The organism is Aeribacillus sp. FSL W8-0870 (assembly GCF_037963755.1).
In the GTDB taxonomy this organism is placed as follows: Bacteria; Bacillota; Bacilli; order Bacillales; family Aeribacillaceae; genus Aeribacillus; species Aeribacillus composti.
Genome location: NZ_CP150165.1, coordinates 1,613,731 through 1,636,140 on the forward strand (window position 1 = coordinate 1,613,731; position 22,410 = coordinate 1,636,140).

19 protein-coding genes are annotated in these 22,410 nt (G+C 41.0%); 14 read left to right on the top strand and 5 right to left on the bottom strand.

Features of this window, described 5'->3' with window-relative positions:
• Positions 1 to 73 precede the first annotated feature (73 nt).
• From NSU02_RS07785 to NSU02_RS07835, 11 genes are all read left to right on the top strand, one after another.
• Positions 74 to 442 carry a Na-translocating system protein MpsC family protein gene (locus NSU02_RS07785; RefSeq protein WP_063386888.1) on the top strand — a complete coding sequence of 123 codons (369 nt, stop codon included), beginning with the start codon at positions 74 to 76 and terminating at the stop codon, positions 440 to 442.
• 164 nt (positions 443 to 606) lie between these two features.
• Complete coding sequence (locus tag NSU02_RS07790; protein WP_130158033.1) at positions 607 to 1,449, top strand: creatininase family protein; 843 nt, start codon at positions 607 to 609, stop codon at positions 1,447 to 1,449.
• A 52-nt stretch (positions 1,450 to 1,501) separates the two neighbouring features.
• Entirely contained in the window at positions 1,502 to 2,842 is a 1,341-nt protein-coding gene (locus NSU02_RS07795) for an FAD-binding oxidoreductase (protein ID WP_339195110.1), read from the top strand.
• A gap of 123 nt (positions 2,843 to 2,965) precedes the next feature.
• The gene (locus tag NSU02_RS07800) at positions 2,966 to 3,976 is read left to right on the top strand and encodes an ABC transporter substrate-binding protein (protein ID WP_311067179.1); all 1,011 of its coding nucleotides are present in this window, start codon (positions 2,966 to 2,968) and stop codon (positions 3,974 to 3,976) included.
• Positions 3,977 to 4,018: 42 nt separating this feature from the next.
• Complete coding sequence (locus NSU02_RS07805) at positions 4,019 to 5,377, top strand: amidohydrolase family protein (protein WP_339195114.1); 1,359 nt, start codon at positions 4,019 to 4,021, stop codon at positions 5,375 to 5,377.
• The gene (locus NSU02_RS07810; RefSeq protein WP_339195117.1) at positions 5,370 to 6,605 is read left to right on the top strand and encodes an amidohydrolase family protein; all 1,236 of its coding nucleotides are present in this window, start codon (positions 5,370 to 5,372) and stop codon (positions 6,603 to 6,605) included. Before NSU02_RS07805 ends, NSU02_RS07810 begins: the two co-directional genes overlap by 8 nt.
• Positions 6,606 to 6,698: 93 nt before the next feature.
• Positions 6,699 to 7,397, top strand: coding sequence for an NAD(P)H:quinone oxidoreductase (gene wrbA, locus NSU02_RS07815; protein ID WP_063386893.1), 699 nt, complete (start codon positions 6,699 to 6,701; stop codon positions 7,395 to 7,397).
• Between the two features lie 61 nt (positions 7,398 to 7,458).
• Complete coding sequence (locus NSU02_RS07820) at positions 7,459 to 8,484, top strand: XdhC family protein (RefSeq protein ID WP_339195120.1); 1,026 nt, start codon at positions 7,459 to 7,461, stop codon at positions 8,482 to 8,484.
• Between the two features lie 443 nt (positions 8,485 to 8,927).
• Positions 8,928 to 9,797: an FAD binding domain-containing protein gene (locus NSU02_RS07825; protein ID WP_339195122.1), complete on the top strand. Its 870-nt coding sequence runs from the start codon at positions 8,928 to 8,930 to the stop codon at positions 9,795 to 9,797.
• A 50-nt stretch (positions 9,798 to 9,847) separates the two neighbouring features.
• Positions 9,848 to 12,103: a xanthine dehydrogenase subunit D gene (pucD, locus tag NSU02_RS07830; protein ID WP_339195124.1), complete on the top strand. Its 2,256-nt coding sequence runs from the start codon at positions 9,848 to 9,850 to the stop codon at positions 12,101 to 12,103.
• Positions 12,085 to 12,615, top strand: coding sequence for a (2Fe-2S)-binding protein (locus NSU02_RS07835; protein WP_082829479.1), 531 nt, complete (start codon positions 12,085 to 12,087; stop codon positions 12,613 to 12,615). Before pucD ends, NSU02_RS07835 begins: the two co-directional genes overlap by 19 nt.
• Before the next feature lie 1,220 nt (positions 12,616 to 13,835).
• On the opposite strand, the gene NSU02_RS07840 is transcribed toward NSU02_RS07835, so the two are convergent.
• Entirely contained in the window at positions 13,836 to 14,084 is a 249-nt protein-coding gene (locus tag NSU02_RS07840; RefSeq protein WP_339195127.1) for a hypothetical protein, read from the bottom strand.
• A gap of 36 nt (positions 14,085 to 14,120) precedes the next feature.
• Between NSU02_RS07840 and NSU02_RS07845 the strand changes: the two genes are divergently transcribed.
• The gene (locus NSU02_RS07845; protein ID WP_339195129.1) at positions 14,121 to 14,360 is read left to right on the top strand and encodes a hypothetical protein; all 240 of its coding nucleotides are present in this window, start codon (positions 14,121 to 14,123) and stop codon (positions 14,358 to 14,360) included.
• An 870-nt stretch (positions 14,361 to 15,230) separates the two neighbouring features.
• Here the strand turns inward: NSU02_RS07845 and uraH are convergent.
• From uraH to NSU02_RS07865, 4 genes are all read right to left on the bottom strand, one after another.
• Positions 15,231 to 15,593 (bottom strand): hydroxyisourate hydrolase, encoded by a 363-nt coding sequence (uraH, locus tag NSU02_RS07850; RefSeq protein WP_094245585.1) that lies wholly within the window; start codon positions 15,591 to 15,593, stop codon positions 15,231 to 15,233.
• Between the two features lie 271 nt (positions 15,594 to 15,864).
• A complete protein-coding gene (gene uraD, locus NSU02_RS07855; protein ID WP_339195131.1) occupies positions 15,865 to 16,374 on the bottom strand; it encodes a 2-oxo-4-hydroxy-4-carboxy-5-ureidoimidazoline decarboxylase in 510 nt (169 codons plus the stop codon).
• 20 nt (positions 16,375 to 16,394) lie between these two features.
• Positions 16,395 to 17,657, bottom strand: a complete 1,263-nt coding sequence (locus NSU02_RS07860) for a nucleobase:cation symporter-2 family protein (RefSeq protein ID WP_339195720.1) — start codon at positions 17,655 to 17,657, stop codon at positions 16,395 to 16,397.
• 246 nt (positions 17,658 to 17,903) lie between these two features.
• Positions 17,904 to 19,520, bottom strand: a complete 1,617-nt coding sequence (locus NSU02_RS07865; RefSeq protein ID WP_094245587.1) for a PucR family transcriptional regulator — start codon at positions 19,518 to 19,520, stop codon at positions 17,904 to 17,906.
• Positions 19,521 to 19,698: 178 nt separating this feature from the next.
• On the opposite strand from NSU02_RS07865, the gene allC reads away from it, so the two are divergent.
• Both allC and NSU02_RS07875 read left to right on the top strand, forming a co-directional pair.
• The gene (gene allC, locus NSU02_RS07870) at positions 19,699 to 20,946 is read left to right on the top strand and encodes an allantoate deiminase (protein ID WP_066249038.1); all 1,248 of its coding nucleotides are present in this window, start codon (positions 19,699 to 19,701) and stop codon (positions 20,944 to 20,946) included.
• A 20-nt stretch (positions 20,947 to 20,966) separates the two neighbouring features.
• Positions 20,967 to 22,211: an alanine--glyoxylate aminotransferase family protein gene (locus NSU02_RS07875; RefSeq protein WP_339195136.1), complete on the top strand. Its 1,245-nt coding sequence runs from the start codon at positions 20,967 to 20,969 to the stop codon at positions 22,209 to 22,211.
• The last annotated feature ends 199 nt before the right edge of the window (positions 22,212 to 22,410 follow it).

A 22,410-nucleotide genomic window follows, 5' to 3' on the forward strand; every position in this document is an offset into this window, starting at 1 on the left:
AAAAAACTTAACAAAGAAATAATCAAACATTTTGAAAAATTGTAAAATCATTTTTAAGAAAAGAGGTGGTTTTTTGAAAGACAAAAGCCTTTTGACAGAACAGAGGCAATCATTAAAAAAAGATATTGCGAGAATTTACAACGAAGTAAATAAAGAAATTTTTCAAACAGGTGTGATTCAACTGCGAGTTGAAGTAACGGATGAAAAAATTTTAATTTTCGGGTTGCATAAACGGGATCCTGCTTTGCAAATTCTTGAAAAAGTAGATGGAGCTTTGACAATGTGGGCAGATTCGTTATTAATTGATGAATTTAAAAAGCGATTTAAATATAAAATGGAAACAATTGTCGGACTAAACGTTTTTTCGGTTTTAAAAGATTATGATCCTTCCACTGGCTCAGCATGCATGACAATTATTCTTAAAAAAAATGAGTTAGCTTGAAGGACGTTTTCCGTCCTTTAGGCTATCCATAGATCATTCGGTATTGTTTTGATCCTGTTTACGGGATGGAAACAAGCCGTAGGAAAGAAAAAACTTATTGTTTTTCTTTTCCTGCGGCTTTTCTTTTTTCACAAAAGTAATCATTTGTTCGGAGGGGAAACGGCATGGAATTTCGCTACCAGGGAGAAGCATTTGAACAGAAATTTTTTGCAAGACTAACGAGTAAGGAAATTGCTGAATTGCCAAAGCAAAATGCTTTAATCATTTTGCCGGTTGGTGCAGTTGAACAACATGGGCCTCATTTACCGGTATTTACTGATTCTTTAATAGCGGAGGGGATTTTGCATTCAGCTTGCAAACATTTAAAAGAAGAAGATAATATTTGGATTTTGCCTCCAATTGCGTACAGCAAAAGCATCGAACATCTCGGATATGCAGGAACCATCTCATTATCTGGGAGCACTTTAGAGGCAATGATCAAGGATATTGCCGCAAGTCTGAAAAAAAGCGGATTTAGAAAATTTGTCTTATTTAATTCACATGGAGGAAACCATGATTTACTCAATTCCGTTGCCCGCGATATCCGCATTGAAACAGGTTTGATGACTTTCCGGTTGAACAGCTATGACTTCAATGTCTCAGAGGATCTCATTGAGGAAAAAGAGGCTGCATACGGAATCCACGGGGGAGAAATCGAAACATCCTTCATTCTTTCCTTCAAAACCGATTGGGTGAAAAAAGAGCTTTGTCCCGATGAGTTCATCCAGTTTCCGGAAAGCGCAAAGCATCTTCAATTAAAAGGCAGCCATTATGTTGCTTGGAGGATGGAAGATATTTCGAAATCCGGGGTTTTAGGAAATGCAAAAAAAGCTTCAAAAGAAACGGGAGAAATCATCGCCAACCGTTTGGGTGAAAAGCTGGCGGTTGTTTTGCGGGAAATGGCGGAATTCGAAATGGATGATCTCATCAACATTTCTACCGAAAAGCAGTACAGTCCTTTGACATAGAAAGGATGATCAATTGTTTCAAACATAAAGAAAACTTTGGAGGTGTGGAAGTATGGCTTGGAAAAAAGAAATACAGCAGCTTTTAGGGAAGGAAAAAGTTCTGTTCGATGCAGCTTCAAGAGGAAAATTTTCTAAAGATTATTATTGGTATTCACCCATTCTCACACAAAAGCTAAAGGATAAACTGGCCGATTGTATCGCCTTTCCGGAGTCAGAAGAGGAATTAGTTTCGTTAATATCATTCGCCGTAAAAAGAAAAATTCCGATTACGGTCAGAGGTGCTGGAACAGGAAATTATGGTCAGGCCGTACCTCTTCAAGGCGGTATTGTGATCAACATGACGAGGTTTCATCAAGTACTTGAAATCGGCGAAAACGCTGTAACGGTACAAGCGGGAATAAGAATCGGCAAGCTTGAACGGATATTAGAGCGAAACGGAAAAGAGCTGCGAATTATGCCGAGCACATATATTCAAGCAACGATTGGCGGTTTTGTGGCGGGAGGATCGGGAGGAATCGGCTCCATTACATGGGGCAATTTGTGGGATGGCAATGTGCACAGCGCTTCGGTTTACACAATTGAGGAAAAGCCGAGAAAAATTGTTGTTTCAGGCGATAAACTCGAGCAATATATTCACAATTACGGAACTTTAGGTGTCATGACAGAGCTGCAATTGCCGATCGAGGAGAAAACAGATTGGATGCAAGCAATGGTTTTTCATGACCATTTAGATGAAGCGATAAATTTCGCCCATCAATTTTCGGGCATAGAAACTATGAAAAAAAGGCTCTTATCAGTATGTGAAGGAGCTTTGACAAAGCATTTCGCTCCTTTAAAACAATATATTTTGCCTGAAAAAACGTTAACGATGATTGAGGTCGATGAAAAAGCAAAAAGTGAATTTGTCGAACTCGTTGCCGAACATAAAGGAATATTGGCACATACCATTCCTGCCAAGCAGTATCGAAAAGGGGTCCGCCTTTCGGATTTTACTTGGAACCACTCCACGCTGTGGGCCTGCAAAAATGAAGACAATATTACTTACTTGCAAGTTGAGTTTGATATTCAACACCTTTATCATCAAGTCCATTTGTTAAAAAAGGAATTTGGTGAAGAAGTCCTTCTTCATTTTGAATTTATAAAAAGAAACGGAGCAATTATTCCAACGGCCTTGCCGGTCGTTCGCTTTACAAGCGAGAAACGGCTGTATGAAATCATACAATTTTTCCTGAATATAGGAGCTAAAGTGCATGATCCGCATACTTATTTGTTGGGATTCGGCGGTTGGAGTTTACGAATGGATGAAATCATAAAAACCAAGCAAAAAAATGATCCGTTTCATTTGCTGAATCCAGGAAAAATAGCGGACGTCACCTCTTATGCACAAGTGTAACGATGGGAAAATGAATTGAAACGGCTGAAATATACCGAAAAAAGTTCTTATTATCGGCACTAGGTTCTTGGCATGAAGCAGAAATGTAACTAGAAAAATATCAAAAATAGCAGGAGGATTCGTATGCAGGCAAAAGGGAAGGGATATACAAAAATCTTCATTTTATTTCTACTCGTTCTTTTAGCTGGATGCGGCAGCCAATCAGCTTCAACTAATAACGAAGAAGTCAAAGAGGACTCAGAAAAATTGGAAAAAGTGAAGCAAGTCACGAACTGGTTTGCCGAACCGGAACATGGAGGCAACTATGCAGCTTTGATGAAAGGCTTTTATAAAGAAGCAGGCATTGATATGACAATAGAGCCAGGCGGGCCGCAAGTTTCCCCCATTCAAATAGTGGCATCTGGGGAAGCCGATTTTGGAATCACTCAAGCTGACGATATTTTATTAGCTCGCGATAAAGGAATACCCATTGTGGCGATCGGAGCCATTTTTCAAGTGAATCCGCAGGCGTTGTTGTACCATGCTGATCAAAATATTAAAGATTTTTCCGATTTGAATGGGCGAACGGTGTACACGGCACCTGGAACAGGGTACTGGGCATATATAAAAAAGGCTTATCAGCTCGACAATGCGAAAGAAATGGCATATAGCGGACAGCTGACTCCATTTATAGAGAATAAAGAGTCAGTTACCCAATGCTACATTACGGCGGAGCCTTTCGCTTTAAAGCAGCAAGGAATCGAAACGAAATATTTACTGATTCACGATTCCGGCTACCAGCCTTATGGCAATGTAATATTTACAACCGAAAAAATGGTCAAAGAAAAACCTGAACTCGTCAAACGGTTTATGGAAGCGACAACGAAAGGGTGGGAGTATTATAAAGATCATTCGGATGAAGTAAATCCATTTATACATGAATATAATCCTGATTTATCAATGGAGGCGCTCAAATATGGGGCTGAACAGCAGCTGAACTTAATTTTCGGGCACGATGCGAAAGACCACGGCTTCGGCTATATGTCTCAAGAACGGTGGAACACCTTGCAAAATCAACTCTATGAACTAGGTTTAATTAAAAAGAAAGAAGATATCGCCAATGCCTACACAAACGAGTTTTTGGCGAAAAATTAAAAATGCGCCTCGGAGCAAGTTGGGCAAAAAGGGGAGAAAGCTATGAGTCAACTGCATTTGCTGAATGTTTGTCTGCCGCTTGAAGATCCTGGTTCTCTCTTTGAAATCATCATTAACGATGATCGATATGAAAAAATCACAAAGCAGCCTTCTTATCTTCAGCGCGAAGACTTTAAAACTTTAGAGGCCCTTAACTCATCCTCCGATTCATTCATTGATTGTCAAGGATATGTGTTGCTGCCCGGCTTTGTTGATGCTCATATGCATTTAGATAAAGCCTATTCTCTCAGGAAAGTTCCGAACGCAAGCGGGACGCTTCAAGAAGCAGTAATAAATTACCGGAAGCAATCTCCCCATTTCACGGTGGAAGAAATTGAGTATCGGGCGATGAAAACTGCACTGAATGCACTAAGCCATGGTACAACAGCCATTCGCACACATGTCAATTTTGAATTGCCTTTAGGGGAAGACGTCGTGTTCCGGGCGTTGACAGCTGTTTTAAACGTAAAAGAAAAATTAAAACAATACATTACGATTCAAGTCATTCCAATGTTTTTACTGCCTGACGACGATTCGAAACGAGAGCTGGAATGGATTGAACAAGCGATCAAAATGGGGGCTGATGGAATTGGCGGAGCTCCTCATTTAGCTGAAAACCCTGAGAAGCAAATTGACGGTTTATTTTCATTGGCGGAAAAGTACGACAAACCGATTGATTTGCATGTAGATGAAAGTGATGATCCGAACGTATGCACACTGGATTATATTATCCAAAAAACAATGGAGCGGCAATATCACAATCGCGTTGTAGCCGGCCACCTTTGCTCTTTGGCGCCAATGGAACAAGAAAAAGCTCTTTCTTTAATTAAACGGATGGCGGCGGCACAAATTGGAGCGGTGACGCTGCCGGGTGCCAATATGTACTTGCAAGGTCGATTTGATCAAGGGATTGTCCGCCGCGGCGTCACAAGAATTCATGAAATTTTGCAAAGCGGGGCGACGCTTGCAACTGCTTCCGATAATGTTCATGATCCATTTCATCCATTCGGGAAGGCGGATTTGCTGCAAATCGGTTTGCTAACTGCATATGTTGCCCATTTAGGAAGCGGTGAAGGCCTAAAACAAATTATTCGGATGATTACCGAATATCCGGCAAAATTATTAAATTTAAATAATTACGGTGTAAGATGCGGAGCGAAGGCAAGCTTCGTTCTATTAAAAGCTAGATCAGTAGAAGACATCTTTACGAATCTGCCTGTTGAAAGATATGTGTTCCGAAACGGAAAACTGCTGTATCAATCTAAAAAAGCTGAACATTGGAACGATCGCCAGTTGTTGATGTATCAGCACGAGACGGAAAGCCAATATGCAAAATTTGAAAGGAATTTACAATATGTATGACCTTGTATTAGAAAATATCAGACTGCCCAATCAAGAAAGGCATCATTTTATCGGGATTCAAAACGGGATCATTGCTGAAATTTCCCCTTATCCCCTGCAAGGAAAAGCAGTGATAGACGGCTGTGGAGATTTAGCCATGCCGCCATTTGTCGAACCACATATTCATCTTGATACGGCATTTACTGCCGGAGAGCCGAGCTGGAATCAAAGCGGCTCGATATTAGAAGGAATTTTATTATGGAACGAACGGAAGCAAACTTTGACGATGGAAGATGTCTACGAGCGAGCCAGGAAGGCGCTGAATCAGTTAATGAAATTCGGTGTTTTATATGTAAGAGCGATCGCAGATATTTCCGATGAACGTCTCGTTGCTTTAAAAACATTGCTGAAGCTGAAATCAGACTTGCAGGATATCATCCATTTGCAAATCATTGCTTTTCCTCAAAATGGTTTATTCTCATGTCCGGAAAATCAGGAACGGATGCTTGAAGCAATCAAGCTGGGCGCTGACGGGGTCAGTGCTGTTCCTCACTTGGAGCGAACGAGGGAGGAAGGGATCGAATCCATTCGATTCTGCTTTTCTTTGGCTGAAAAATACGGCCTATTTCTTCATTTCTTTTGTGACGAAATCGATGATCCGCAATCGAGGTTTATTGAAACAGTTGCATCATTGGCGATTTCATCAGGACTGGAGGACAAAGTGACTGCAAGTCATGCGTGTGCAATGGCCTATTATCCGGATAATTATGCTGCCAAATTATTAGATTTGATTGCGAGTTCCAAAATTCATATTGTAGCTTGTCCTCTGATCAACACGGCAATGCAAGGAAGATATGATTCCTATCCTAAAGGGCGAGGGATTACGAGAATAAAAGAGATGCTGCAAAAAAATATCAATGTTTGCATCGCCCATGACGATATCATGACCCCGTTTTATCCGTTAGGTAACGGGAATATATTGCAGGCTGCACATATGGCTGCTCATGCAGGTCATTTAACGGGAATGAAGGAATTGGAGGAATTGATTAGCATGATATCGATAAACGGAGCTAAAGCTCTGCAAATCAACGATTACGGAATAAAGGTAGGAAATGAAGCAAATATCATTACGTTCCCGGTTGATCATGCTATTGATTTGATTCGCCTTCAGCCCCATTGCCGCTATGTGATAAAGAAGGGCAGAGTTTTGCTTCACACCAATCCGATGGAAACCGTTTTTTATATGTAATTTAAAAGGCTTTGATTCTGTCCCAATACTGATATAGAAATATTCAAATCGGTTTTTATTTGTAATTTTAAAAGGTTAGGAGCAGAAAGCTTTATGGCAAATATTTTAGTTGTTTTTTATAGTGCTTTCGGACATATAAGACAAATGGCGCAATCAGTTTGCGAAGGAGCAAAGGCGATTGAGAAAACAGATGTACGATGTGTAAAAATTCCCGAATTTACTGATCGTTTAATTCCGGCTATTAGAGAAAATCCGTTGATGATTGATAAAAAAGGAATTTCCGCAACATTTCAAATTGGAAAAAGAAAAGAAAATTATGAGCGTGAAAGCGAAAAGCAGAAAATATTTAAAACAGCGGAAATAGAAGATTTCCACTGGGCAGATGGAGTGATATGGGGATTTCCGACGTATTTTGGATCGATGCCGTCCCAAGTTAAATATTTTTTAGAAACTATCGGCGACCTTTGTGTGGAAGGCGTACTGGAGGGAAAGCCCGCGGGCATCTTTACAAGCGCTGGTTCCATTCATTCCGGGCATGAAGCGGCCATCTTAACATCCATCGTACCGCTTCTCCATTTCGGAATGATCATTATCGGATTACCTTATACTCAAAATCCGGAATATTTAACGGACGCCCCCATTGGCGGAACTCCGTATGGACCAACAGTTTTAGCCGGCCCTGATGGTTCGCGAAAGCCGTCTGATGAAGAATTAAAAATGGCCGGTCGCCTGGGGAGAAACGTGGCGTATATTGCCAACGCATTGTGTATGCAAAGAGAAAGAAACAGTTGATGATTGCGTTTGAACAAAACAATCATTCTCATTACTTTTCTTTCATAAGAGGGGAATTGTTATGGACTATATCCATGAAATTTTAAAGATTGCAACAACTGAGCCAAAAAAAGCTGTGCTTACTACTATTATTGATGTGGAAGGCTCCGCTTACCGAAAAGAAGGAGCAGCAATGCTGATTCAGGAGGATGGGGAAACAATCGGCGTAATAAGCGGCGGTTGCCTTGAAAATGACCTGCAAGAAAGGGCGAAGCTTTTGCTTGAGGGCGAGTCGCAATGTATCGTATATGACTTGAAAAGCGAAGATGACTTGTCGTGGGGAAAAGGCGCCGGCTGCAACGGCGTCATACGCATCCTGTTGGAGTGCATCGATGACCGTTTGCGAAAGCATTTATCCCGGCTGCATGATTTGCTTCAAAACGGCAAGGACGTTTTCATCGTAAAACAACTCGGCAAAAATTTTTCCGTAAGCAATTATTTATTTTTTACAGAAGACACGGAAACGTTCGGGGAATGGGCTGGTGCGGTGCCGAAACAAATCGATGCCATAGCTGAGCAAGAGAAAAGCGGATTAGTTTGGGTCAATGAACTGTCCTCATATGTTTATGTTCAGCGATTTGAGCCTAAACCGAGATTGATTATTTTCGGTGCCGGTTCGGATGCTGTACCACTGTCGCATTTCGCTTCGCGGACCGGTTTTTCGGTTATCGTTAGTGATTGGAGAGAAGCGTTGTGCAATAGATGGCGTTTTCCTGATGCCGATCAGCTTATCATCGCTTTCCCGCGGGAAGCGGCAACGAAAATATCTTTTTCCCCCCGCGATTTTGTTGTGCTGCTGACACACCAATTTCAACAGGATCAAGAGCTTTTAAAGCTGTTGTTGCAGCAAAACCCGCGATATATCGGGGTCATCGGTTCAAAAGAACGGACAAAACGCTTGCTGGGAGACCAGGAAATTCCCCCGCACGTTCATTCACCTGTCGGCTTGTCTATTGGGGCAGAAGGCCCTGAAGAAATCGCGATCAGCATTTTAGCAGAATTAATTCAATTGACAAAGCTTCGATCTCCTCAGAAGGTGCGTGCATAATGAAGCCGCAATCACATTTCACAAAAAGCCAGGCGCTAATCGGAATGCCAAAGTCACTTGACCAATAGACGAACCGATGGTTATGTACCGACGCGGTATCTAAACTTGTCAAGCCCCTTTTTAGAGTTCTTTTAAAGTCGGCTTGGAAAAGTCGATAGCAGAGCAAGCGGTGCAATTGCACAAAACAGCCGTTTATTCAACTGGAAATCATCAACGATCTCATTTTTCAATACGAAACTTGATACGCAGCAATAAGTTGTTTGATGAGGATGCTGCCAAGCTGGATCGCTTGCCGAGTACGCCGATTTTGTTATCCCTATTTAAGGAAGCGGACAGGCGATAATGGTGCACAATCGGTCAAATGCGGACGTCCACAAGGCATTTCCGTTTCTAATCGCAATATGGTTGCAAAAGCACGTTATTTTACTATCAAAGGAAGGGGGATGAAGTTGAAAACATTGTCCTCAAAAATATGGATGCCAACAGATTTAAGAGAAGCATGGCGATTGCGGCAGCTATTGCAATTAGAATCACACTTTATAGCCGGCGGAACATTATGGCAAACAAAATGGGAAAAAGGAGCACCGCAGCCATCTCATTTAATCAGCCTTGAGAACATAAAAATTTTAGAAGCGATATATGAAAAAGAAGATGGCGGCCAAAACTTTCTTCACTTGGGGGCGCTTATCCGATTGGCTGACTGCCTCCGCCATCCCATTATAAAAGCGAAATGGCCTTTATTGACCAAAGCTGTCAAGACCATTGCTGCACCAGCCGTGCGCAATCTTGGAACGATCGGCGGAAACGTCGCCTCAACAATTGGTGATGCCATCCCCGCCCTGTTAGTGATGGAAGCGAAAATCGGTTGTTTTGATGGGGACGACATAAAAAAAATCGATTTAGATCATTGGTTGAATGAAGAATTCAAGGATGATCTTATAACGGAAATAGTGGTGCCGGAAATTTCAGCTCCGCCATCATATGTCCATTTTTATCAAAAAATTGGGAGGAGAGAGGCGTTTTCAGGCTCTGTCGTCACCATTGCAGGGATAATCGGCCAAAATGACAACGGAACAATTGACTTTGCGCGGTTGGCAGCAGGCGGAGGCGAGAATCGTCCAAGGCGATTAAGAATAACGGAGCAATTGCTGGCCGGACGCAAGGTTGAGTCCGCTTTACTAAAAAAGGTGCATGAGGCGGTCTTTTCTGAATTTCAACCTGCCAGAGATGCTTTTTTTTCAGCGGATTACCGCAGGCGGGTCGCCGCCAACATAGTCATAGCAGAGCTAAAAAAATTAGAGGAGAAAGATTAATATATTCAAATACGAGCTTTTTCAATTTGGATTATGAAGAAGGGAAGGGATTGAGATTGAAACAAGTGTGCATCAGACCGGACGGAGTAGAAAAAGTAACTGGACATTTAAAGTTTTTAACAGATCTTTCGTTTCCGAATATGCTGTTTGCAAAAATTTTGCGAAGCGAATATCCGCATGCCAATATCGTTTCGATCTCAACGGAAAAAGCGGAGGAATTGCCGGGAGTTCGGGCTGTCATTACAAGCAAGGATGTTTTAGGTTTAAACGGGTTTGGCTTAATCTTTCCTGATCAGCCTGTTTTATGCAAAGATAAAGTTCGTTTTGTCGGCGATGCTGTCGCGGCTGTTGCTGCGGAAACAGAGGAAATCGCCGAAGCGGCGCTTCAGCTGATCGAAGTGGAATATGAGCCGCTGCCGGTTGTTGATGATCCGGAACAGGCTATGCTCCCTTCTTCTCCGCAGCTCCATCCGAACGGGAATATCCTACACCAAGCATCTTATCAAAGCGGCAATGTGGAAGAAGCATTTCAATCATGCGACTGTATTGTAGAGGAAACGTATCAACTTCCAAGGCAAATGCATGCGTACATGGAAACAGAGGGCGGGGTGTTTGTTCCGGAAAAAGACGGCACTTTGACGGTGTATGCCGGCACTCAGCATGGATATAAAGACCGATATCAATTAGCCCGCATTTTAAATATGCCGGAAGAAGACATCCGCGTCGTCTCAAGCCCGCTTGGCGGCTCTTTTGGCGGAAAAGACGAATTAAACATCCAGCCGTACGGAGCCTTATTGGCGCTGAAAACGGGATTTCCTGTAAAAATTCATCAAACGAGAAGGGAATCGGTGCGGTCAGGTATCAAAAGGCATCCGATGAAAATTAAAATGAAAACAGGTGCGAAAAAAAACGGCAAAATCATCGCCCATCAAGTGCGAATTATAGCGGATACCGGCGCATATGCAACGTTAGGCCCCGCAGTATTGGATTTTGCGGTTGAACATGCAGCAGGCCCATACATGATCCCGAATATTCAAGTTGAAGGCTATTCGGTTTTTACGAATAACGGCGTTGCCGGTGAATTTAGAGGCTTTGGTGGAAACCAAGTAACCTTCGCATTGGAAGGGCAAATCGATCGCTTGGCGGTCACGCTTGGAATGAGTCCGCTTGAACTCAGACAAAAAAATCTGCGCAAGGCACATGATCCCGGGCCTGTCGGGCAAAAAATCGCCCCAACTGACGGCGCTCAACAAGTTTTAAAACAGATCAGCCAATCGAAACTATTAAACAGCCGCCGAAAACAAGATCATAACGGCTTGATTAAGACAGGCGTCGGGGTGGCAATCACCATGCACGGCGGAGGGCTGGGCTATGGACGTTTAGATCCGGCTGGCGGGAGAATTTCATTGAACGAGGAAGGAAAAATCGAAATTGCTTTTGGGTTTGAAGAATTTGGCCAAGGCTTGCTCGCAGTGATTGAACAAATTGCCATTCAAGCAATAGGCTGCTCCCGAGAGGATTTACACATTGTCATCGGCGATACGGACAAAGTCCCGCGTTCAGGATCATCAACTGCTTCAAGGGGTACGAGCATGGTTTGGCAAGCCATTCAACGGATGAAAGCTCCGTTTCAAAACAGCCTGTTGGAAAGAGCCACACAATGTACGGATGTGCCCGTCAGTCAATTAAAAATAGGCGAAAAAGGTGTTTGGCACCAAGATGAGCTGCTGATTTCATACAAAGAACTGGCAAAACAAACGATAGACAAGCCGCTGATCATTGAAACTCGATTTGACTTTCCTGCAACCCCTTGCTCCATACCAGGCGGACATTTTTTATATTCGTTTGCAGCTTGTGCCGTTAAGGTGGAAGTGGATCTGGCAACTGGATTTGTTCGTGTAAAACAATTAGAGCAAGCCATTGCCGCTGGTCCTGTTATTTTTCCGCAAGGATATTTGGGACAAATTGAAGGCGGATCCGTGATGGCGTTAGGCTATACATTAACGGAAGAAGCGCTGATAGAAAAAGGAACATATGTAACGGAAAACTTTGATACGTATTTAATTCCGACGATAAAAGATGTCCCCCTTTCGATTGACATCACCGCAATCGAGGAACTGTGCGAAGAGGATGATTATGGGCCAAGAGGCGTCGGGGAAATTGGCACGGTTGCTGTTGCCCCTGCCATCGCAATGGCCATTTATGATGCGACTGGCATCTGGGTGAATAGGCTGCCGGTATCAAGGGAAGAAATCGTCAATAAGATGATGGAAACGGAGATGAGCAAATGGCTGACAAGCAAATGAGCGCAAGCATAAAATTACCGTCTGAAGAACGAATGCGCATGTCGATTTTTGTGAATGGCAAAAAGAAAGAGCTTGAGATTCATCCGGCCGCTCGGCTAGTTGACATTTTAAGAGAGCAGCTGCATCTGACTGGCACAAAGATTTCCTGCGGAATTGGCCGCTGCGGCGCCTGCTCTGTCATCATGAACGGCAGGCTAGTGAATGCCTGTTTAGTTAGAGCTTATCAAGCAAATGAAAAAGAAATTGTTACAATTGAAGGACTTGCGGAAAAAGGGCTTCATCCGATTCAGCAGGCGTTTTTGGAAGAGGGAGGTTTCCAATGCGGATATTGCACCCCAGGAATGATTATGGCTGTCAAAGCGATTTTGGATCAATATCCGAATCCAACTAGTCAGCAAATAGTTGACGGTTTATCAGGAAATCTTTGCCGATGCACAGGCTACTCCGGTATTATTAGAGCAGTTCAAAAGCTTGCTGAAAAAGAAACATCTCGCTTAGACAGCAAATGTTAAGAAGGCGGAGCAGTTCGGCGATTTTTTTTAACATGATCAGTTGAAAGAAATTATAGATTTTAGCGTTTTTCGGCTTGTTTCCTTGTCTGCAGCGTTAAAAATTTATGGCTATCGCCGAATGAAATTCGTCATACATCGAAAATAAGTGACCCATAAACGAATGTATGCCTGATGAAAACAGCCGGTATTCAATCTGTAATTCGTTGTAAAAAGAACCGTTACGTTTCATCATCAGCGGTGCATGTGGCTGAGAATGTATTAAATCGCAAATTTTTTAGCAAGTAAGCCAAATGAAAAATGGCTGACGGATGTCACGGAATTCAAGATAGGAAACGGTAAAAAAGCGTATTTGAGTGCAATTCTAGATCTGTATAGTTATGTATTAGGGCATTCGAACAATCATCAACTTGTGTTTCAAACAGTTGATCACGCTATCGCAAGGGTCAAGTCCAAATGATGTGTAAAACATCACACTCCCTGCCCAGAACCTAGATTCCTGGCAAATCACCGCTTTTTTTTTACACAACATTCAGGGCTTAATCTATCACAAGTTTAAAAGAACATAAACAACTTTTGATTTATAGTACATCTCATGGGCTTGAGAAGCGAATAATCGAAGCAAAGCGAACACATAGTATGTCAAGAGTGGGACGCTGCATGGAAAACGACCCAATGGAATCTTTTTGGGCAACCTGAACGTGTGAAAGGTATGATCTGAAACGATATGAAACGTTTAAAGCGTTACAACAAGCGATTAAGAGTTTTATAATAACAAACGCGATCAAGAAAAATTAAACGGCTTAAGCCCATTAGATTTTAGAGCTCAAGCCGTTTAAAGCAATTTTATGATGTCCACTGTCTGCTTGACAGGGGACAGTTCAACTTTTGGACAATCCCTTTAAGAAAGTTATTTTCTTTTTAATAAAATAGCTAATATCAATGATGTTTGTAGAGAAATGATAATTAAAAGAGATAGTATTAATTCACTATCTAAAGAAGTATCATAATTAAGTATATAAAATAAAATGACCGATACAACTAGAATAAGAATAAAGTTGGCAATCGTTTGTATCATAGACTTACCACTCCAACTAGATTAATAAGATAAAGTTAATGCGTATGATTTTGTATCTGTTGTGGAAGTTAGCGTGATTGATAAACCTGCTGGATAAACTGATATAGTAGGTGTTCCAGCAATTCTTTGATGACTATTTTTATATTTATTTGGGAACATATACATATTGACCAATATGCCCTTTGTGTTTTGTATGACTAGTAGAAGGTTTTAAATCATATGAGCCAGCCACACCAGCACTTGGCTCCCAATTACTCGGAGAATACTTAATTGAATAATCAATCCAACGTCCATTTCCTTGAGGATCTTGAGAATATCTATGTGGGTGCTGTTTTACTTTTCCTCCGCTAGTTGGTAGATATAATCCTGAATTTGAAGGGAAACCAATAGACATTTTATCAACTAAATGAAAAGAAGGTGTTTTTAACCATTGAAAGTTACCATATATATAAAATTATCTTCTTTTGAACGATCACTAGTTACTTTATATACTGTTCCACCTAATTTTAAAGTTGAAGAAGCAATAGTTCCCATAGTACTAATTTGTCCTGGTTTAACATCTTTTGGTTCATATATAGTAATAATTTCTGATCCAGAATCTATAACTTTAGCTTCCTCTTCAATTAATTGTCTAGCAACTTCAATGGGCAGAGCATCAGCTTCTTCTTGAGTGTTGCCAACTTCATTTACAGATAGTTTAATTCTTCTTGTGTAAGACTTTCTTCATTAACATTTGCATCGTTTTCTGCAGCAAATTCTACTAAATTTAGGGAAAATAAAAATGCAATTACATAAACCTATTTTCTTAAGCATTTTAAAATCCTACTTATTTCTGATTTTTTAAAATATTAACACATTTACTAGTCTTTTTTCCATTTTTACAATATTAAAAAATTTATCCTCATATCCAAAGTGTTTGTTGAATGTAAAATAAAAGTAGCGAACCGCATTATTATGGGCGTAAGCCTGTTTGCTGATAGCCTGATGTATTTTATAGAGGAGATGAACGTAAATAGTAAATTTGAATATATATTGATGAGTTCCGTTTTCATATGGTCTTCTTTCATGCGCATGAAGGTTGCGACTTTATCCGTTTTAGAATAGCTGTTACGGTTGCCAAAGATTTCTTTTTGTTCCTTGTATTTAACCTGCCGTAGGATAAAATCTTCTCGAATTTGCTTCACAAATTTCTTTCATTGACTGCGCTTATGTTGCTTGTCCTTATGTATGTTTGTATCTGTTTCCTTTTCGATTTCTTCTGATAACTTTTCCACTTTTTCTTCTAATTTCTTAGCGGCTTCCTCTAGGTTTGGTTCTCATCTTTATCTGTATTGATTGTTTTTCTTTTGTTTCGCTCCAGCTTCCAATTGTTGCTCATAAAATCGTCCTTTCTGAAATATTGTGAGGCAACTTTCTTTTACTAGAAGGGACGATTTTTTTTGCTTTTTTAAATAAAGGGGGTCTCCCAAAAGTCAGTAACGCTGACTTTTGGAAGGCCCCGTTTTTTCATGACGTTGTTGAAGAAAGTATTTGTATCCGATTAACTTCCCCGATACACTTGATACCCCCACGGTGAAATAAGCAATGGAACATGGTAATGGGCATTTGCATCAGAAATGCCGAAGCGGACGACGACGTGATTAAGAAACAGCGGTTCCTTCAAGGATAAACCTTTGTTTTTAAAATAATCTCCAATGTAAAACAGAAGTTCATAAGTTCCCGGTGTTAATTGCTGCTCAGTGATGAGCGGTTCGTCAACCCGACCGTTTTCGTTTGTGAATGCGGTTTTGAGCAGCTGTTTTTCCGTTTCGTTTTGATCTGTAACAGAAAACAGCTCGATTTTGACGTTTTGTGCAGGCGTACCGTGAGTTAAATCTAAAATATGTGTTGTTAATCCTTTCATATTCCATCTCCTTATTGACCTTTTTATTTGCCTCGTTTTTCATTTTGGAAGCCCGTTTTGTTACTTTGGAAGCGCTTGTCTGACGGGGCATGGCATTTGAATCACGGCTTTCTTTCACTATTTAACAAGCGTGTAATTTCTTTGGTTATTATTTCTCAGCAGATTCAGTTGTACCGCCATTTATGGCGCTTAAAAAGAATATGGCTTCGTACTGTGCAAAAGATCAAAAATAACGAAAGTCAATTTGTTCTATCAAAATGGAATGTACGTGTCAGCATAGGTTTCTCTCTTCTTTCACTATATCCTTCAGTCGAAAATAGGCAATTTTTTTAATTTCTGCTATTGCTTGCTCTATCTCTGCTTCCGCATTGTTTTTGATTCGCTGTTCAATCGATGCAAATATTTCCTGCTTTGTTTTGCCGCGCACAGCCAAAATAAACGGGAATTGAAATTTTTCCATATACGTTTCGTTCAATTTTAACAATCGATCGTATTCTTCATCTGTCAGTTTTTGCAGTCCCGCTTTTTGTTGTTCTATTTGCGAAAATCGGGTCATTTTTGTTCTTGCGCCTAAAGCAGGGTGATTGCGAATAAGCGCCAATTTTTCGGGTTCGTCAGCTTGATCCACGATCTCAGCCATTTTGGAAAAAAGCGATTGCACGGAAGAAAACGGGCGGAATTTTTCTGCTTTTTCTGCCACCCATGTTGAATCTTCAAATATCCCGCCTAGCTTCTCAATAAATTCAGCCGCACTGAGTTGGTTAACTTGTTCTATGTCCATTCGCCTTTCTCCTTTCGTTTTTAAAATTTGATCGTTGTCGGTTTTAACTGTTCGGCAACAGAAGATTTTTTCAGTGAGAAATGGTGAAAAAATAAGTTTAAAAAGATGGCTGTAAGACTGCCTGTTATAATCCCATCACTAAAAAGAATTCGCAGTATAGGCGGCAGCTGTGCAAACAAATCAGGAACAACTGTGGAACCCAATCCGAGGGAAATGGAGCAGGCAATTACTAACAAATTGCTTTGCTGTTGAAAATCAACAGTGCTTAACATTTTAATGCCTGAAGAAACGACCATGCCAAACATGATCACCATTGCTCCCCCTAATACAGATGTTGGGATCATCGTAGCAAAAGCAGCAATTTTCGGAATAAATCCAAGGGTGACAAGTATAAAGCCGGCAACGATCGCAACGCTTCTCGTTTTTATATTTGTCAGCTGCACAAGTCCGACGTTTTGAGCGAACGTGTTGTACGGGAAAGCGTTCAAAAAACCGCCGATGATGAAAGCCAATCCTTCGGCACGATATCCGCGCGCAAGATCTTGGTCGCTAAGATCTTTTCCGCAAATTTTGCTTAGGGCTAAAAAGGCGCCAGTCGATTCAATCATGATGACAATGCCCACTAATGTCATTGTTAAGATCGGCACAAGCTCAAAAGTAGGTGTACCGAAATACAAAAATTTCGGAGAATGAATCCATGAAGCTTGCATTACTTCTTTCACATCAACCTCTCCCATAAAAGCCGCGGCGATCGTACCCGCGATAATCCCGATAAGCACAGAGATTGCCCGAAAAAAGCCTGTGAAAAATCGATTCATAAACAAAATCAAAAGAAAAACCCCAAATGAAAGGAGCAAATTTTCCGGATCGCCAAATTTCGGACTTCCTGCACCGCCCGCCATGTTTTTAATCCCGACCGGTATTAAGGACAGTCCTATAAGGGTGACAACTGTACCTGTCACGACCGGCGGGAACAATAATCTTGTTATTTTGCCAAAGAGCGGAGCAAAAAGAATAATGAATATTCCTGCGGCAATGATCGATCCATAGATTGCATTGATGCCGTACTCTTTTCCGATCCCGATCATCGGTGTAACAGCAACAAATGAAGCACCTAATATGGCAGGTAAACCAATGCCGAAATATTTTGTTTTGAACGCCTGCAGCAGGGTGGCGATTCCGCATGTCAATAAATCAATCGCAACTAGATATGACAGCTCCTGCGTCGAAAGGTTTAACGCTCCTCCGACAACAAGAGGAACAACAATGGCGCCTGCATACATCGCCAGTACATGCTGCAAACCAAGTGAAAAAAGATGAATTCCTCCATTTTTATTTGTCAAGTGACCTCTCCTCCTCTTGTGTAAAAAAATCTAACATTAGATGTTATTTGTTTTTCATAATAAAAGAACGATGTAGTGAAGTCATTGGTTGAATTACATAATCGTTTTTGCAAAATTTAGTTAATGTATCTAAAACTTTATAGACAAATTACATTTTCATTTACTAAAGCTCTTGCCTCAATTTTTTTATAATTGAAGCAAATTTTTTATGCGGAATGCCAAGCGGAGGCTAATAGTGGCTTCTGGATCCTTTAAGCTTTTTCCGATGAGCTCCTCGCATTTTTCTAATCGATAGATCACCGTATTGCGATGAACGAAAAGCTTTTTGGCTGTTTCAGAAATTTGACAATGATTTTCCAAAAATAAAAACAACGTTTGCAGCAGAGCCTGTTTTTCAGTGTCTGCCGGGTCTGAAAGGTTTGTCAAAATCTGTTCGTAAAAATCAATCAGCTCTTCTTTTGGAATCATTTTCAATAACGTATAAATATCTTTTTTCTTATGAATTTGAATGAATTCTTGATTTCCGGAATACTGTTCTTCTTCCAGCACTTCCAACGCTTCTTTATAGCCTTTTTTTACATCTAAAAATTGTTGGCAAAGACTGCCGATGCCGAATGAGACAGTCCGTTGGAACCTGCTTCTAATTTTCGCTTGCAATTCCTTTAAAAACGGCATGATGGAAGAATGAAGCTCCAGCCATGATTTTTGAATCGGGAAGAGCAAAATGCCTACGTTCCCCTTCACAAAAAAATGAACAGGATTTGGGAACGCATCAGCTTCTTTTTCCATAAATTCAAAAATCCGTTCATTTTCTTTATGGAATTGTGTAAACGTTAATGATTTTTTTCTTTCATCCAATTTTCCTGCTGCACAAAAATACGATTGATCATTGCGAATTTTAAATTCTTTTGCTTTAATGACAATCTCTTCTTTTGATTGAAAGGCGCCATCTGTAAAATTGATAAAAAATTCATTTTGAACTTTTCGTTTATGTTGTTTAAGAGCATTTTTTTTCATCAATTCAAATGAAATGACATTTGTCGCTTGTTCAATCGTCAACACAAGCGAAGGACTGTGAAAAGGAATGGCATCAAAAACAATTAAACATCCGCTGTTGCTTTCATGAGTGTAAATGGGAAAAACGGAAACAGTTCGTTTACTAGAAATAATGGAAAAACAAGTGTAAGAGCTTGGCTGTAAGAAAAAGCGAAATCCGTCTGTGTACATTTCCTCGATTTCCGGCAGACTCGATGTAACGGAAGATGAAGAAGCAATCATTTGAAAGTGCTGATCCAACAGTAAAATTGGACAGCCGATCAAGTTTGCCAAATTTTCCAGTAATGAGACGAGCCCTTTTCCTCTTAAAATATGGTTTGTAAATTGCTGATGGATTTCAATCGCATTGAGCAATTCGTTTGTCCGTTTGTCCAATATATAGCTTAATGTCTGGTTCACAACTTCCCCTAACGTAACCTCAATCGGCAATTCAATAATTGGGAAATTTTTTTCATTTGCATACTTCAGGCAAGCCTCCGGAATTTCTTCCAAAAATCGCTTCATTTTAATTGCCAACCCTGCACATTGCTGATCCGCCATATTTTTGATGAGTGCGAGCAGATCATTCGGATTGTCTTTTAAATGAAAGGCAGTTGTTACAAGCAGTTCATTCGCTTTAAGGAAATCGATGATATCCGGTGCATCCATCATATTGACGCTGAAAACTTCTCGATCTTTTCCGTTATGGCCGGCGATGAGCTTGGCATTTTTCATAACGGGAATTTTTAATATTTCGGAAATTTTCATTTTTTCAGCCCCTTTGTCTTCAAATTTTAGTGAACATGCACAAAAGATGGTGAAATTTATATCAAAATTGCCAATGTATATGAAAAAGAATAACGATAAAATAAAGTAAATTCACATTTTATGGAACAAAATGTAACAAGGATATTTGCTCATTTTGAATAGAAAAGAGGGAAGAGATATGACAGTTCATTTACTTGGGCCCATTCAGCTTGAAGAGGAAGTTGAAAGGCTGATCGAATGGCTTGCAACATTCGGTAAAACGGAAAAAGGCGGAGTTACCCGGCTGTTATATAGCGAACAATGGCTGTCAGCGCAGGAAGCGTTGAAGGAGAAAATGGAGGAATGCGGATTAGCTCCATATTTTGATGACGTCGGCAACTTGTTCGGCCGAGCAGAAGGATCATCTCCATCCTCCAAAACAATCTTAACTGGTTCGCATATCGATACGGTTATTGAAGGAGGAAAATATGACGGCGCATACGGCATTATTGCCGGCTTGTTGGCGACTCATTATTTATTAAAGCGTTTTGGAACACCAAAAAAAACGATTGAGGTCGTATCCTTATGTGAAGAGGAAGGCAGCCGGTTTCCGCTTACATTTTGGGGGTCAGGCTCTGTAACGGGGAGGCGCTCTTTTAAACATATACAAAAAATTGTTGATTCTAAAGGGATTTCGTTTGTGCAAGCAATGAATGAATGCGGTTTTGGACAGGAAAGATTTCGCCAGCCATTTCGAAACGATATTCAATGCTTTATTGAGCTGCACATCGAACAGGGCTCTGTGTTAGAAAAAAAGAAAAAATCGTTGGGCATTGTCAGCGACATTGTTGGTCAACGCCGCTATCAAGTAAAGGTTGTCGGTGAAAGCAACCATGCAGGAACAACCCCGATGTCCTGCCGGAAAGATGCGGTGGCCATTGCCTCTGAACTGATTACCTATTTAATGAAACAAGCCAAACAGGTGTGCGACCAACTAAGAGTGACCGTCGGCAAAATAAAGGTTGAACCTAACGTTCCGAATGTGATTGCAGGTGAAGTCGTTTTTACGATCGATATCCGTCATCACGAAGAAGAACTATTGGAGCAATTTTGTTCAACATTTTCACGTCATTTTAAAAATGTGAGCGCACAATACAATGTCGATATTTTGTTAAATGAATGGCTGAACGTCAAGCCGGTCAAAATGGATCAACAATTGCTGAGACTGTCAAAAGAAATTGCAGAAGAGCAAAATCTGTCTCATGAAATCTTGGTTAGCGGAGCGGGACATGATTCGCAAATGTTCGGAACCTATTGTCCGACTGCGCTTTTTTTTGTCCCGAGTCATAACGGAATCAGCCACTCGCCGAAGGAATATACCGCAGCGGCTCATTTAGAAAGCGGCGTTAAGTTTTTAATCCATTATTTATATAGATTGGCATATTAAAAGAAAGGATTGTGGACGAAATGAAATTTCTGCCTCTACAGACACCTAATAGAACGATCATGACACCGGGGCCTGTTGAAGTCGATCCGAGAGTTTTGCAGGCGATGAGTACGCCGATTTTAGGCCAATTTGATCCTGCATTTACTTCGATCATGAATGAAGTAATGGAAATGCTTCGCTATTTATTTCGTACGGACAACCAATGGGCGTTCCCTATCGATGGAACCTCCAGATCGGGCATTGAAGCGATGCTGGCGAGCATTATCGAACAGGGCGATAAAGTGCTGATCCCGATATACGGCCGGTTCGGCTATTTATTAACCGAAATATGCGAACGTTACGGGGCTGATGTCACTACAATTGAGCGTGAATGGGGAACGGTGTTTGACCCGGAGGATGTAATTAGAGAAATAAAGAAGGTTCAGCCGAAAATAGTCGCGATCGTCCATGGGGAAACCTCAACGGGGTGCATGCAGCCGCTTGAGGAGATCGGGAAAGCTTGCCGGGAGATGGATGTAATTCTTGTAGTCGATGCGGTTGCGACAATTGGAGGAACGGACGTGAATGTCGACGAATGGCAGCTTGACGGCGTGATCGGCGGGACGCAAAAATGCTTATCGGTTCCATCAGGGATGGCTCCCATCACATATAATGACAGAATTGAAAAAATCGTTTTGTCGCGTAAAAAGGTAGAAAGAGGAATTCGGACGGAATTGGATCAGCAAATGGCCACAGGTCAAACAATTATTAGCAACTATTTTGATTTAAGCCAGCTTCAAGATTATTGGAGCCCGCGGCGATTAAATCATCATACGGAAGCTACATCAATGCTTTACGCATTGCGTGAAGGCTTGAGGCTTATTATGGAGGAAGGATTGGATAATCGATTTGCACGCCACCGCCTCCATGAACGGGCATTAATGGCCGGGCTGGAAGCAATGGGACTCACATTGTTCGGCGATAAACGCTTTAAACTGCCGACCGTCACATGCGTCAACATACCGCAGGGCGTCGATGGAGAATCCGTGCGCCGCATGCTGCTGGATGAATTCGGGATTGAAATTGCCAGCTCGTTTGGCCCGCTCCACGGAAAAATCTGGAGGATCGGTACAATGGGCTACAGCTGCCGCAAAGAAAATATTCTCAAGCTGCTGACAGCATTGGAGGCAGTTCTCATCTATCACGGTGTTCGCATAAACAGAGGTGAAGGAGCACAAGCAGCGCTGAATATGTATGGGAAACAAAAAAGTAAAGTATCATCTTAGATATTTATGATACTTTTTAACATGTTGATCGAACAATTGTTACCAAAAACAGTTGTTCGATTTTTTTAATTTTTGATATTTTACACAAAATCTTTTTTAATTTTTATTTATTTTGACAGTGGATAAATCAAAGAATTACGTATAATATACCAATATAGTTTCATTTTGCGTTAATAAAAGTTACATAAAGGGATGAGAA